This is a genomic window from Methylovirgula sp. 4M-Z18 (assembly GCF_037890675.1).
Classification (GTDB): Bacteria; Pseudomonadota; Alphaproteobacteria; order Rhizobiales; family Beijerinckiaceae; genus 4M-Z18.
In genome coordinates this window covers 2,457,781-2,471,980 of the sequence record NZ_CP149574.1, presented here as the reverse complement: position 1 = coordinate 2,471,980, position 14,200 = coordinate 2,457,781, and the positions used below count along the sequence as shown (strand labels likewise).

9 protein-coding genes are annotated in these 14,200 nt (G+C 60.9%); 7 read left to right on the top strand and 2 right to left on the bottom strand.

Translation table 11 applies throughout. The annotated features are described in order from the left end of the window. Positions 1-27 precede the first annotated feature (27 nt). Together V9T28_RS11425 and yiaA are read left to right on the top strand one after the other, a co-directional pair. Positions 28-1,221: a pyridoxal phosphate-dependent aminotransferase gene (locus V9T28_RS11425; protein ID WP_116399824.1), complete on the top strand. Its 1,194-nt coding sequence runs from the start codon at positions 28-30 to the stop codon at positions 1,219-1,221. A gap of 167 nt (positions 1,222-1,388) precedes the next feature. Further along, positions 1,389-1,778, top strand: a complete 390-nt coding sequence (yiaA, locus tag V9T28_RS11420; RefSeq protein WP_116399075.1) for an inner membrane protein YiaA — start codon at positions 1,389-1,391, stop codon at positions 1,776-1,778. A gap of 97 nt (positions 1,779-1,875) precedes the next feature. Here the strand turns inward: yiaA and V9T28_RS11415 are convergent, their stop codons facing one another. Further along, a complete protein-coding gene (locus V9T28_RS11415) occupies positions 1,876-4,881 on the bottom strand; it encodes an Rne/Rng family ribonuclease (protein WP_116399074.1) in 3,006 nt (1,001 codons plus the stop codon). Positions 4,882-5,518: 637 nt separating this feature from the next. On the opposite strand from V9T28_RS11415, the gene V9T28_RS11410 reads away from it, so the two are divergent. Together V9T28_RS11410 and V9T28_RS11405 are read left to right on the top strand one after the other, a co-directional pair. Beyond that, positions 5,519-6,832, top strand: a complete 1,314-nt coding sequence (locus V9T28_RS11410; RefSeq protein ID WP_158554699.1) for an N-acetylmuramoyl-L-alanine amidase — start codon at positions 5,519-5,521, stop codon at positions 6,830-6,832. A gap of 199 nt (positions 6,833-7,031) precedes the next feature. Continuing rightward, complete coding sequence (locus V9T28_RS11405) at positions 7,032-9,446, top strand: penicillin-binding protein 1A (RefSeq protein ID WP_116399072.1); 2,415 nt, start codon at positions 7,032-7,034, stop codon at positions 9,444-9,446. Between the two features lie 97 nt (positions 9,447-9,543). Here the strand turns inward: V9T28_RS11405 and V9T28_RS11400 are convergent, their stop codons facing one another. Beyond that, positions 9,544-10,308, bottom strand: coding sequence for a substrate-binding domain-containing protein (locus tag V9T28_RS11400; protein ID WP_116399071.1), 765 nt, complete (start codon positions 10,306-10,308; stop codon positions 9,544-9,546). 396 nt (positions 10,309-10,704) lie between these two features. On the opposite strand from V9T28_RS11400, the gene V9T28_RS11395 reads away from it, so the two are divergent. The 3 genes from V9T28_RS11395 (at position 10,705) to prfB (ending at position 14,200) form a co-directional block, all read left to right on the top strand. Beyond that, positions 10,705-11,817 carry a YncE family protein gene (locus tag V9T28_RS11395; protein WP_147306381.1) on the top strand — a complete coding sequence of 371 codons (1,113 nt, stop codon included), beginning with the start codon at positions 10,705-10,707 and terminating at the stop codon, positions 11,815-11,817. Positions 11,818-11,926: 109 nt separating this feature from the next. Continuing rightward, positions 11,927-12,946 carry a fumarylacetoacetate hydrolase family protein gene (locus tag V9T28_RS11390; protein WP_245423878.1) on the top strand — a complete coding sequence of 340 codons (1,020 nt, stop codon included), beginning with the start codon at positions 11,927-11,929 and terminating at the stop codon, positions 12,944-12,946. Between the two features lie 125 nt (positions 12,947-13,071). Next, a protein-coding gene (prfB, locus tag V9T28_RS11385) for a peptide chain release factor 2 (protein ID WP_116399067.1) occupies positions 13,072-14,200 on the top strand; the annotation gives its coding sequence in 2 pieces (ribosomal slippage) (positions 13,072-13,140 and positions 13,142-14,200; 1,128 coding nt in all).

Genomic DNA, 14,200 nt, shown 5'->3' with positions numbered 1-14,200 from the left:
AATATGGCGTCGATAGGGTAGATGGAAATGAACGAGAAGAAATCAACTCAGACCGATCTGCCCGCCTCGCTGCGCAGCGCCGTTTCCGCCTTCGTCGCCATGGACGTGATGAGCGCCGCGGCGGCGCAGGAGCGGGCAGGCGGAACGGTCATCCACATGGAAGTCGGCGAGCCCGGCGCGCCGGCGCCGCGGGTGGTGCGCGAGGCAGCGATTCGGGCGCTGGAAGCCGGGCGCGTCAGCTATACCGAGGCGCTCGGGCGCCCAACCTTGCGCGCCCGCATCGCCGCCCATTGCCGTGACGCCTATGGCGTCGATGTGTCGGCGGAGCGGGTCGTGGTGACGACGGGTTCGTCGGCGGGCTTCATCCTGGCGTTTCTCGCCTGCTTCGATCCCGGCGCGCGCATTGCGATTTCGGAACCTGGATATCCGGCCTATCGCAATATTCTCGAAGCGCTCGGCCTCGTGCCCGTGCCGCTGACATTGACCGCGGCAAGCCATTACGTCGTGACCGCCGATATGATCGCCGCGGCCGATGCGGCGCAAAAACTCGACGGGGCGCTCCTGATGAGTCCGGCCAATCCGAGCGGCACGATGATGGACGCGACGACCTTACGCGATGTGGCGCAGACCTGCGAAAGCCTGCGCATCCGCTTCATTTCGGACGAGATCTATCACGGCCTAACCTATGGCAGGCCAGCCCATACAGCGCTCGAATTTTCGGACCAGGCGCTCGTCGTCAATTCCTTTTCCAAATATTTCTGCATGACCGGCTGGCGCGTCGGCTGGCTGATCGTGCCGGACAATCTCGTGCGGCCGATCGAGCGGCTGCAGCAAAACCTTTCGATCTCCGTGCCTTATTTGAGCCAGGTCGCGGCGGAAGCGGCCTTCGACGCGCGCGACGAATTGGAGGCGATCAAGGCGGGCTATGCCCGAAACCGCGAGATCCTGCTGAACGAATTGCCGGGCTTAGGTCTTGGCCACATGCACCCAGTCGACGGCGCGTTCTACATCTACGCCGACATCGGCCACCTCACCAACGATTCCACCGCCTTCTGCGCGAAGATGCTCAAAGAAGCTGGTGTTGCCGCAACTCCAGGCCTCGACTTCGACCGCTCGCACGGTAACCGCACCCTACGTATGTCTTTTGCCGGCAGCGAGGCGGATGTGCTCGAGGCGGTGCGGCGGCTCAAGGGCTGGCGCGCGCTTCCGGGCGGAGCCTAGGCGCGGCAGCCGCATTGCTCGCCGCCGGCAGGAGGTCCCGCCCAACACCGAGCCCTTCCCAGATACAGTTTCATCGACAATTTTCGCAACATATGCGTCACTACACTTGACAGAGCTTAAGAAGTTAGCTAATGATAACTAACATAGTTCATCTGGGGAGACTGACGATGACGAGTGCTACGCAAAAACCTTCGACCGCTTTCGTTTCCGCTGCATGGCTTGCGCTGGCCGTCGGCGTTGTCGCCTATCTGATCGGCTTGTGGCACGCGGAGATGCAGCTCAACGAGAAGGGCTATTATTTCGCCGTTCTGATGTACGGATTGTTCGCCGCCGTGTCGGTGCAAAAGACGGTGCGTGATAAGGCCGAAGGCATTCCGGTCACGCCTGCCTATTACGGGCTCAGCCTGGCCTCGCTGGCGATCGCCGTGGTGCTGCTGGCTGTCGGCCTCTACAACGCAACCCTCGCCCTCAGCGAAAAGGGCTTTTATGCGATGTCCTTCGTGCTGAGCCTGTTTGCGGCCATTGCGGTGCAGAAGAACACTCGCGACGCGCGGTGACACAAGCCGGCGCGGCATCTCACGCGAAACCCGCGCCCAGAGTATCGTCCATTGCCGGCCAAAACGAAGGCGGCGGGATTTCTCCCGCCGCCTGATCTCATTTGCCCACCAAGGTCTGCTTGGCGCGCGCCCACCAGCCGGAGCGCTTCGGACGATTGGGATCGACCTCGGCTTCCGCCTCCAACATGGTTTCCCAGGCGCGCGGCGGATCGGGTTCGCGCGCCGGCTCTCCGACTTCCGGTGCTGCGGGCGGTTGCGGGGCAGGGGCCGGAACGTCGTTCGCGACGGCGGGCTGTGCCGGCGCCTCAACCGGTTCGGGCGTGTCCCATTCGAAACCGACCGGATGGATCGGCGTGGAGGCCGGCACGGTTTCCGCGGCTTGCGCAGAGGAATCTGCCTCCTGCGCCGATTCCTCGCGGTCGCCCTCGTTTTGGAAGCGGCGTCCGCGTCCGCGCCGGCGATTCCGGCGGTCGAAGCGGTTTTCGCCGTCACCGGTCTCCGGCGCGTCGGTGGTCTCGTCGTCGGTGCTCGTTTCATCCGCCACTGGCGCGAGCGTGCCGTCGATTTCCGCGACCGCGGCTAGGCCGGCATCGGTCGGCTGCGGGGCGTTGGCCTGAATGCCGGAGCTTTCGCGTTCGCTGCCACGGCCGCGGCGACGACGCCGGCGGCGCCGGCGACGCTCACTGTCTTCGCCATTGGTCCGTTCGGACGCACCCGCTTCGGTGGACTCGTCCTGCGCCTCGACGTCATTGTCCTCGTCGCCCTCATCCGCCTCGTCCTCGTCGACGGGTGGAATGGAATCAACCCGCACGAGCGACGCGCGCTGCGCCTGTTCGGGCGCGGGCACGGGATTGGCGAGCTCGCCGCGCTCCAGCGCATGATAGGCGGTGCCGGTCAGCGTATCGTCCGCCGCGACCGTGATTGCAACGCCGAACCGCTTCTCCAGCTCGCGCAAGTGGCTGCGCTTCTGGTTCAGAATGTAGAGAGCGACTGTGGTGCGGGTCCGGACGATCAGGTCGTAATCGGAATTGCGGATCAGCGCGTCTTCCAGCACGCGCAGGACATGCAAAGCGATCGACGAGGTCGAGCGCACCATGCCGACGCCCACGCAATGTGGGCACACCACCGTCGAGCCTTCCATCACACCGGTGCGGATACGCTGGCGCGACATTTCGAGAAGGCCGAAGTGCGAAATGCGACCCACCTGAATGCGGGCGCGATCGTTCTTGAGCGCATCCTTCAGGCGGCGCTCGACAGAGCGATTGTTGCGGCCTTCCTCCATGTCGATGAAGTCGACCACCACAAGGCCGGCGAGGTCACGCAGGCGCAGCTGGCGCGCCACTTCGTCGGCGGCCTCCAGATTGGTGCGCAGTGCCGTATCCTCGATATTGTGCTCGCGCGTCGAGCGGCCCGAGTTCACATCGATCGCCACCAGCGCTTCGGTCTGATTGATGACGAGATAGCCGCCGGACTTCAGCGTCACCTGATTCGAGAACATCGCGTCGAGCTGGGCTTCGGCGCCATATTTGGCGAACAGCGGCTGCGGATCGCGGAAGGGCTTCACATTCTTGGCATGGCTCGGCATGAGCATGCGCATGAAGTCTTTGGCCTCGCGATAGCCATCATCGCCCGAGACGATGACCTCGTCGATGTCCTTATTGTACAGGTCGCGGATGGCGCGCTTGATCAGCGAACCTTCCTCATAGACGAGGGCAGGGGCGGTCGATTCCAGGGTCAGTTCCCGCACCGTCTCCCACATGCGCAGCAAATATTCGAAATCGCGCTTCACTTCCGGCTTGGAGCGTGAGGCTCCCGCCGTGCGCAGGATGACGCCCATGCCTTCCGGCACTTCCAGTTCGCGGGCGATTTCCTTGAGGCGCTTGCGGTCGTTTCCGTCGGTAATCTTGCGCGAAATGCCGCCGCCACGCGCGGTGTTCGGCATCAGCACGGAATAGCGACCGGCGAGCGACAGATAAGTGGTGAGGGCGGCGCCCTTGTTGCCGCGCTCTTCCTTGACCACTTGGATCAGCAGCACCTGGCGCCGCTTGATGACCTCCTGGATCTTGTACTGCCGGCGCAGGCGCGGCACGCGATGCGGCGTCTCGTCGATGGCGTCGCCGCCGACCTGTTCAACCTGGGCCTCTTCCTCACCGTCTTCATCGGTCTTCTGGCGTTCGTCGCGATCGCGATCACGGTTGCGGTAGCGGCCGCGGCCCCGCCGGCGGTCGCGGCGCGGCGTAAGTTCGGTCTCTTCCGTCTCGGATCCGCCGCCGAGCGTCGTGATCTCTTCGACCGCGTCACCGTCTTCGCCCTCCTCGTCGTCGTCCTCGCCGTCCTCGTCGTCGCCCTCGTCCTCTTCGTCGCCGTCGCGTTCGGCTTCGACCTCTTCCGCGGTCTCCGATTCAGCGGCCATCACGGCTTCAGCCTGAGGGTTCATCGTCGGCGCTTCCGCCTCGACGGGCAAGGGAGCGGCCGCCACGTCCACAGCCTCAATGACCACTGCATGGGGCACGTCTTCATCGGCCGCCAGGGTTTCGACAGTCCGCTCGTGAATGTTTTCCAATCCGTCATGCGGCACATGGACGGGAGCCGGAGCTTCCGGATCCGCTTCAGATGCAAAATCTTCGGCGACGGGCCCGTTGAGCGTGGCAAGGTCCTGCAGGTCGCCGTCGTCGGCGATCAGCTCTTCAGTCTGCGGCGCGGCCTCGGAGACCGTCTCGTCTTCTGCTGCGCGCTTCTGCGCATTGCCGTTGCGGTCGCGAAAACGCCGGCTGCGACGCTGGCCGCGATTCTCGTCGTCCTCGGCTTCCGCATGGGCGCGCGCTTCTTCTTCGAGCAGCGCCTGACGGTCGGCCGTCGGGATCTGGTAATAATCGGGATGAATTTCGGAGAAGGCGAGGAAGCCGTGACGATTGCCGCCATATTCCACGAACGCCGCCTGCAGCGACGGCTCCACGCGCGTTACCTTGGCGAGATAGATGTTGCCACGAAGTTGTTTGCGCGATGCGGCTTCGAAATCAAATTCTTCAACGCGATTTCCACGCAGCACCACCACCCGGGTTTCTTCCGGATGGGATGCGTCGATGAGCATTTTGTTGGCCATGGATGTCTCTTTTGAGCATGGCGGGGCGCGTGAGCCACCGAGCCCGCAGCGCGCGCGTCAGCGCGTCAATGCGGCGGGCGGCCGGGCGGGCCGGCCATGCAGGGTCTGAAGGGAAAGATGGATCGGGCTCGGCAAAACGCGCCAAGCGCCGGTGAGATGTGCGATGCGAAACAAAAAATGGGTGCAAGGCGTGTCCGGCAAGCTCTAGTGTGAGCGTCCGTTTGGTCTGATTATGTGCCGCGAACGGGCCCACCATTGCCTAAAACACCTGTTATTCGTCTGGTCAGCCTCCCGAAGGGAAGCCGAGTTCTATTTCGTGTGCCGATCTCTGGCTTAGATAATGCCTTGTTATGCCATTGCAAACCCCGACGAGGCGGGAGGCAATGGGCGTACCCAAAAGGGTATTTGCCAAGGCGTCAGCGGCATGATCCCCAAACGAGGACCGGAGACCGGATCGAAACAATTCCTTCATAAGATGATCGCACACTCTTTGGCAAGTTTTTAAAGGTGTGTCTTTGAGGCCACATCCGCGACATGTTGTGCCAGGTGCGCTTACCGGCCGTTAACCATTCCGGCCCTATGGCTTAAGACATCCTTTGAGTTTGGCCGAACAGCGAGCAAAGTTCGGATGAGATTAATGGCTTCTATCCGTTCCAAGCACCTTTATTTCGCTGCGGCTCTGCTGATTCTTGGAACCGCCGGATCGGCGCTTGCTGGCAATTTGCCGAGCGGCCGCGTCAAATTGGCGCAAAATCTCCCCGCATCCACCGCGCCGGTCCCGTCGATGCCGGTCGCTGCCGATGCCAAAGTCAGCGCGATCGGCAATACCACCCATTTGACCTTTGCCATGTCGGAGAAAGTGGACGTCCAGGCCTTCGTGCTCGCCAATCCGGACAGGGTGATCGTCGATCTTCCTGAAATCAATTTCCAGACCGATCCCGCCAATGGCAAGGCCACCGCGCTGCCCAAAGGCACCCTTGTCCATGCCTTCCGCTTCGGCCTGTTCGCCCCTGGAAAGTCTCGTATTGTCATAGATTTGGGCGGCCCAGCTAAGATTCTTAAAGCAGCGGTTGAAGAGGGCGCCGGCGATGCGCCGCCGCGTCTTGCCATCGATCTCGCGCCGACCGACAAGGCCTCGTTCCGCCAGGCCGCCGCGGCCGCGCTCAAGGCCAGCCTGCCGCCGACAGAAGCCAATGCGCCGCCCAAACCCGTCGAATCGGAAAAGCCCGTCGTCGTGCTCGACCCGGGTCATGGCGGACCTGACGGAGGCGCCAATGGCGTCGACGGCGCGGTCGAAAAGACCATCGTTTTCGATTTTGCCGAGATGCTGAAGCATAAGCTCGAAGCGTCTGGGCGTTACAAGGTCGTCATGACGCGCGACCGCGATGTCTTTGTTCCGCTCAACGAACGGGTCAAAATCGCCCGCGATTCCGGGGCGAAATTGTTCGTGTCGATTCATGCCGACACGGTCTCGGATGCCGGCAACGTGACTGGCGCGACCGTCTACACGGTCTCCGATCGAGCCTCCGACCGCGAGGCGGAGCGGGTGGCCGAGCAGGAAAACGCGGCCGACGCCGCGGCCGGCGTGCAGACCACCGAGGATCAGGTCGGCGTCAATGATATTCTGTTCGATCTGACCCGCCGCGAGACGCGCACCTTCAGCCATGTTTTTTCACGCACTTTGGTGAATTACCTGGAGGCGACGGCGCGGATGAACAAGAATCCCGAGCGCTCGGCGGGCTTCGTCGTCCTCAAGGCGCCGGACGTGCCTTCGGTACTGCTCGAACTCGGCTATCTCTCCAACGACCGGGACGTCAAATGCCTGACCTCACCGGACTGGCGCGACAAGACGACTGACAAGGTAGCCGCGGCGATTGACACGTTCTTTGCGCCGAAAGCTGCCGCGCAACCTGAACGCAACGCCGTCGCCGCCGGGGTCGGGAGGGACTGACCGCGCGTGCCAGGCTTTTTGCTGCCTGTGTCGTCCTGGCCACAAGCTACCACAATAGGCTTGGATCCTAACCGAGTGTTAATATTCCTTGCCTTCGCGCCGTAGATTGAACACAAAGGCCGCCGATAGATAGTTCGAGGCAACCTGCGTCCCGCGACGCGGGGCCTTGATGTTTGACTTGTGAAGGCTTGACGTTTTCATGCGGATAATTGGCCGTTTTCTGGGTTTTCTGTTCTCGACGCTCGCCATTCTGTTCCTGATCGGCGCAGCGGTGGGTATCGCCCTGTATTTCTATTTTGAGCAGGATCTGCCCGATACAACCCAGTTGCAAAGTTACGAGCCGCCGGTTCTGACCCGCGTGCATGCGGCAGACGGTTCGCTCTTGGCAGAATATTCGCACGAACGCCGGCTCTATCTGCCGAGCGCCGATATTCCGCCGCTGGTCAAGCAAGCCTTCATTTCCGCCGAGGACAAGAATTTTTACATGCATAACGGTGTCGATCCCGAAGGCATCCTACGCGCCGCGATGATCTTGGTGGCCGGGGGCCATCACATGCAGGGTGCCTCGACCATTACCCAGCAGGTGGCGAAGAACTTCCTCGTCGGCGATGAGCGCTCCTTCGTGCGTAAAGCCAAGGAAGCGATTCTGGCCCTGCGCATCGAACATGCTTATTCCAAGGACCACATCCTCGAGCTTTATCTCAACAAAATCTTCTTCGGTCTCGGCAATTACGGCGTCGCCGCGGCCGCTCTGAATTATTTCGACAAATCCGTCAACGAATTGACGATCGCCGAGGCGGCCTATCTCGCCGCGCTGCCGAAAGGCCCGAATAATTACAATCCGTTCCGCAATCGTGACGCCGCGATCCAGCGCCGCAATTACGTTATCGACCGCATGGTCGAGAACGGCTACATCAGCCGCGCCGACGGCGACAAGGCGATGCGAGAGCCGCTCAACGTAAAATTGCGCGTGCTGACGCCGGATACTTATGTTGCCGGCTATTTCGCCGAAGAGGTGCGCCGCGAGCTGTTGGCGCGTTATGGCGAACAGAAAGTCTACGAGGGTGGCCTTTCGGTGCATACGACCCTTGATCCGGCGATGCAGCAGCTTGCCCGCAAATCTCTGGTCGACGGTTTGATCCGCTTTGACGAGGCGCATGGCTGGCGCGGTCCGGTGACCCATATCGATATCGGCAACGATTGGGGCCCGCCGCTGGCGGCGGTGCCGGGGCTCGGCGACGTGCCCGGCTGGCGTCTGGCGGTCGTGCTGGATTCGAGCAACGATCAGGCGATGCGTATCGGCATGCAGCCGAAATACGAGAAATCGGGCGATGTCGGCCCCGAGCGCGAGATCGGCCTCGTGCCGCCGGATGGCGCCAAATGGACCAATCAGAAATTCCGCACGCTCGCGGGGCCGGGCGACGTGGTCTATGTCGAGGCGCTGCCCGGCAAGCCGGGCCAATGGCGGTTGCGCCAGGTGCCGGAGATTTCCGGCGCCATCGTCGCCATGGATCCGCATACGGGCCGTGTGCTGGCGATGGTCGGCGGCTTCTCCTATGACCAATCCGAATTCAACCGCGCGACTCAGGCCTTGCGCCAGCCGGGCTCGTCCTTCAAACCCTTCGTTTATGCTGCGGCGCTTGACGGCAACGGTACGATGCCGAGTGGCACGCCGTTCAATCCGACCTCGCTGATCGAGAACGGCCCGATCACGATCGACCAGGGCAACGGCGAACTCTGGACCCCGAAAAACTTCGAAGAAGGCGAGGCGGCCGGCTCGCATCCGCTGCGCTGGGGTGTTGAGCATTCGATGAACCTGATGACCGTTCGCCTCGCGCAGGCGGTCGGCATGCCGGTCATCGTGGAATATGCCAAACGGTTCGGCGTCTATGACGATCTGATGCCGGTTCTGTCCATGTCGCTCGGCGCGGGCGAGACCACCGTCATGCGCATGGTGACGGCATACTCGATGTTCGATAACGGCGGCCAACGGATTCAGGCGACGTTGATCGACCGTATCCAGGACCGCACCGGCAAGACGATCTTCCGGCATGACGAGCGGATCTGCAAAGGCTGTGATGCCGATGCCTGGCATGACCAGCCCGAACCGCGCCTCGTCGTTAAGCCCGATCAGGTGATCGATCCCGCCACGGCCTATCAGATCACCTCGATTCTTGAAGGTGTGATTCAACGCGGCACGGGTGTGTCGATCTCCGTGCTTCACCGCCATCTCGCCGGCAAGACCGGCACGACGAACGACGCGAAGGATTTGTGGTTCGTCGGCTTTTCTACCGATCTTTGCGTCGGTCTCTATCTTGGCTATGATCGGCCGCGCTCCATGGGCGGGTCGGCCCAGGCCGCAACCTATGCCGCGCCGATCTTCCGCGATTTCATGGCTCAGGCTCTAAAGGACAAGCCGGACGTACCATTTCGCGTACCCCGTGGCATTCACCTGATGCCGATCGGCAACGGCATTATCGAAGCGTTCAAGGACGACGAGTATCCGGACAATGGCGAAGTGCTCGGCGGCGAATCGGCGGCTGCAGCCGGCGCTGGCGGCGCGACGCCCGATGCGGACCGGGCCGTGGGCCCGGGAACCGGCGGTCTCTATTAGCCGCCTTTCCCGTCGGTGGACGCGCATTGCTTCTGCAAATTTCGGTTAAACACGGCCAAAAGCCGGTCGGGCCAGCCGCGATTTGCGCTCGGCACGCTTACTTTGTTTCTTCCTCAAATCCGTTCGCCACGAATGCCGCCTTCATTTCGGGACTCCGCAGATAGGTCAGTAGTCGTTGAGCGGCCTGCCTGTCGCCGGAGTTGCTGCCGAGGCCGGCACTATAGATCGTCCGCAGTTGCGCCGCGTCCGGCAGAACTCCAATCAGATCCACGCCCGCGACAGGGGTGATTTCGCTTTTTTGTCCGAGGCCCAAGGCAACTTCGCCGCGCGCCAGTCCCTGCATGGCGGCAAGACCGTCGGGATACAGTTTGATCTTGGAAGAAAGTTGATCGGCAATTCCCATTCGCTTGAACAATTCCGCCAAATAGGTGCCTGTGGTCGCTCCGGTTGCCGGATTGGCGAGGCCAATCGAAGGGGCATTCAGTAAAGATTGCTTGAATGTTTGCATGTCGGTCAGATCGGGCTGCGTCGCCCCGCTTTGCACCGCCGCCGCCAGGCGCACCGTGCCAAGGTCTTGACGCGAGCCATCGACGACAAGCCCGCCCTTGATGAGCTCGGTGAGTGGGGCGGGCGGCAGGACGACAATAGCGAACGAATTATCCGCCATCGCCTTCTTGCGAATTTGACCGGCCGTTCCAAAGACGAATGTGACGTGATCGCCTGTCATCTTTTGAAAGCGATCAGGCACGTTTTCGACTGATTTCTTGACGGCCGCGGCAGCGAGAACGACGAGGTCGGCCGCGTGAGCTTGACCACCGAGCAAAGCCAAAACCCCGATCACTTTGAGCAATTTGGGCAACATCTCTGACTCTCCTTGACGTATCCTTGCGATGCGGACCGTCTGGGCAACATTTTCTCGATGCCGGATGCCGCGCGATTAACCGCATACGTGGAGCATTTTGAGGCGAAGTGGACCTCGGGCCGCCTCGAGACACCCGGTCATTCAGGTCGTGACCTGAGCCTTCTCACCATACAGATGATCGCCCGCGCGTTGATAGGGGCGGAGTCATGTTATAACGGCATATATGCTTTGGGGAATTAACGATTGGCAGGCTCGGGACGGCAATCTACACTCCCCACAATTCCGAAAAAAATCTCCAAGAACAGTCGCTGCTCATTTCAATGCATCTGACGATCAGATGATTGAAACGCTTCCAGCACATGAGACTTTCTTCGTAAAAATTAAACGACGATCGAATTGTGCCGCTCAATCGGGGAGGAGAAAATGAGGAAATTTGGACGCTTAGGCGTTGCGCTTCTTGTGACCGCTGCTTTGACCAGTGCGGCTGGAGGCGCGGATCTCAAACAGATCGGTTCGATCAAAATTCCCGGCGAGATTCTCGCCAATTTCGATATTAGTTTTGTCGATCAAGAGGCTGGACGCTATTATTTGGCGGATCGCAGCAACAAAGCGATCGATATTTTTGATGCACAAAACGACACATATCTGGGCCGCGCGGGTGCGTTCATCGGCACCATTATGAAAAACGGCAAAGTCAACAATGACGTGTCTGGTCCCAACGGCGTTGTTATTGTTGGCAAAGAAATCTGGGGTGGCGATGGTGACAGCACCCTTAAGATCATCGATATCGGGACACAGGCCACCACGGCGACCATCAGCACCGGCGGCACGACCCGGCTTGATGAAATGGCATATGATGCTAAGGATCAGGTGTTTATTGGCGTCAACAATGCGGAAGACCCGCCCTTCGTGACGCTCATTTCCACGCAGCCCGATCATAAAATTCTTGGCAAGATTACATTCGCTGACGCGACCGATGGCGCCGAACAGCCAGCCTACAATCCCGACGATGGCTTATTTTACGAATCCATCCCGCAACTCGGCAAGGATCCCAAACACGGCGGGATCGCCGTCATCGATCCTGTTGCAGCGAAGCTGATCAGAATCATTCCTCTTGAAAACTGTCATCCTGCGGGTCTCGCGTTCGGGCCGTCAGGCAACTTCGTCCTTGGCTGCGATGCCAATGGCAAGGACATGCCCGCGGCAACCACGATCATGAATGCCAAGAGCGGCGCGGTCGTTGCCGTCGTCGCAGGCATTGGTGGCGCCGATATGGCGGACTATAATGCGAAGAACCATCAATATTATACGGCTTCGCGCAGCAATCCTGGCGGTCCTGTGTTGGGCGTCATCGACGCCGACAAGAATACATTGGTGCAGACGATTCCGATCGCCGGTGGCACTCCGCATTCTGTCGCCTCAAGCGAGGCAAGCGGCCACGTCTTCGTTCCCGTGGGAGCGACGGCCGGTGGCGATGGAACGATCCATGTTTATGCGCCGGTCAACTGAACTGATGCAAATGTCGTGACGAGCGTGGGCGTCAGCAAAATGTGATCCCTCGCGAGACAATCATCTTCACAGGGAGGTCAAGGCCATGGAGCGATCGCGACGCGGTTTCATGATATCATTGGCAGGCGCGGCTTCGGCATCGCTCCTCGCCAATACGGAGAGTGCCAGGGCACAGACGGCCAACACCGTACAAGTCGCCGAAGGCGATGATAGGTTGCACCTTATGAGCTTCGCGCTGACGGGAACAGTTGCGCCGCGCATCGGTGTTGCTTTGCCGGATGGTTCGTTGATCGATCTCGCTGCGGAAGCTGCCCATCGTGGATCGCCTGTTTCCTTCGACCCGGGCGACATGATTTCGCTTGTCGCCGCAGAGGAAAAAGGGCTGGCCGATGTGCGAGAACTCGTGCGGAACGCGTCTGCCAATCGCCCCCAGCTGAGCGAAATCCGGCATCTCGCACCCATTCCAAACCCGCGGCGTAATGTCTATGCGGTCGGCTGGAATTACCTCGAGCATTTTGCCGAGGGACAGGCCGCGCGCCAAACGGACGTCAAATATCCCGAGCACCCGGTTTTCTTCACCAAGGGAACGCATTGCGTCAACGGACCATACGACCCCATTCCTTTCGACCCGAATGTCTCGACCATGATTGATTGGGAGGGAGAACTCGCCGTCATCATCGGCAAACGCGGTCGCAATATCCCCGAAGAGAACGCGCTGGATCATGTTTTTGGCTTTAGCGTGATCAATGACACGACGGCCCGCGACGTCCAGAACACACGCCACGGCGGCCAATGGTTCAAAGGCAAGAGCCTTGATGGACATGGCCCGATGGGACCTTGGATCGTCACGAAAGGAAGTCTCGATTTTAACAATCTGCATCTCGTGACGCGGGTGAATGGGGTCGTGAAGCAAGACGCCAATACCAGCCAAATGTATTTTAAAGTCCCAAGGATCATCGCGGAATTGTCGCTTGGGCTCACCCTGGAGGCGGGCGACATCATCGCGACCGGCACACCGCCGGGCGTTGGATTTGCCCGAAAGCCGCCGGAATTCATGAAGCCGGGGGATGTGATGGAAACCGAAATCACGGGGATCGGCCTGATCCGCAATGAAATCAGATCAGTGTAAGTTGCACTTTGGGAGCCGCGAGGCGCCGCTGACCTTGACGGGATGGGGTCCCTTTACAACCTAAGGGCTTGCGGTTTAGGACTGCCGCTCGATTTTCCCCCAATATGGATTAGGTGCAATAAACCATGCGTGCAGAAGCCCAGTCGCTCGTCGACGACATCAAGCAGTCGGTGGGACTGCTGAGGAGGCATCTTTGACGTCGACTCAGCGACCAGGCGTCTCGCCGAACTAACCGCCAAGGCCGAGGACCCCGCATTCTGGAACGATCCGGACGCTGCGCAAAAGCTGATGCGCGAGCGTAATGAGCTGGAATCGCGGCTCATGGGCTTGCAACAGCTCGAGCACAATCTCGAAGAGGGCATCGGGCTCGTTGAACTCGGGGAGGCCGAGGGCGATGCCGATTTCGAGGAGGAAGGGCTGACGACCCTGCGCCGGCTGCGCAAGGACAGCGAGGCTCTGCAGATCCAGGCCATGCTGTCGGGCGAGGCCGATGGTAACGATGCCTATCTCGAAGTGCATTCGGGCGCCGGCGGCACCGAGAGCTGCGACTGGGCGCGCATGCTGTACCGCATGTATTCGCGCTGGGGCGAGCGCCGCAAATTCAAGGTCGAAGTGGTCGAGGAGACCGATGGCGACGAGGCCGGCATCAAATCGGCGACCATTCTGCTCAAGGGCGAAAACGCCTATGGCTGGCTGAAGACCGAGAGCGGCGTGCATCGGCTGGTGCGGATTTCGCCCTTCGATTCCAACGCCCGGCGCCATACGAGTTTTGCCTCGGTCTGGGTCTATCCGGTCGTCGACGACAAGATCGACGTGGACATCAACGAATCCGATTGCCGTATCGACGTCTACCGCGCGTCGGGCGCCGGCGGCCAGCACGTGAATAAGACCGAATCGGCGGTGCGCATCACCCATATTCCGACCGGCATCGTCGTCGCGTGCCAGCAGGAGCGGTCCCAGCACAAGAACCGCGCCCAGGCCTGGGCGATGCTGCGCGCGCGCATCTACGAAATGGAGCTCAAGAAGCGCGAAGAGAAGGCCAATGCCGACGCGGCCTCCAAGACCGACATCGGCTGGGGCCATCAGATCCGCTCCTACGTGCTGCAGCCCTACCAGATGGTGAAGGACCTTCGCACAGGCGTCACCTCCGGCACGCCAGGCGACGTGCTGGACGGCGATCTCGACGCCTTCATGGAGGCCTCGCTGGCCCAGCGCCTCACCGGCCGCAAGGTCGAGGTTGAGGATGTGGAGTAG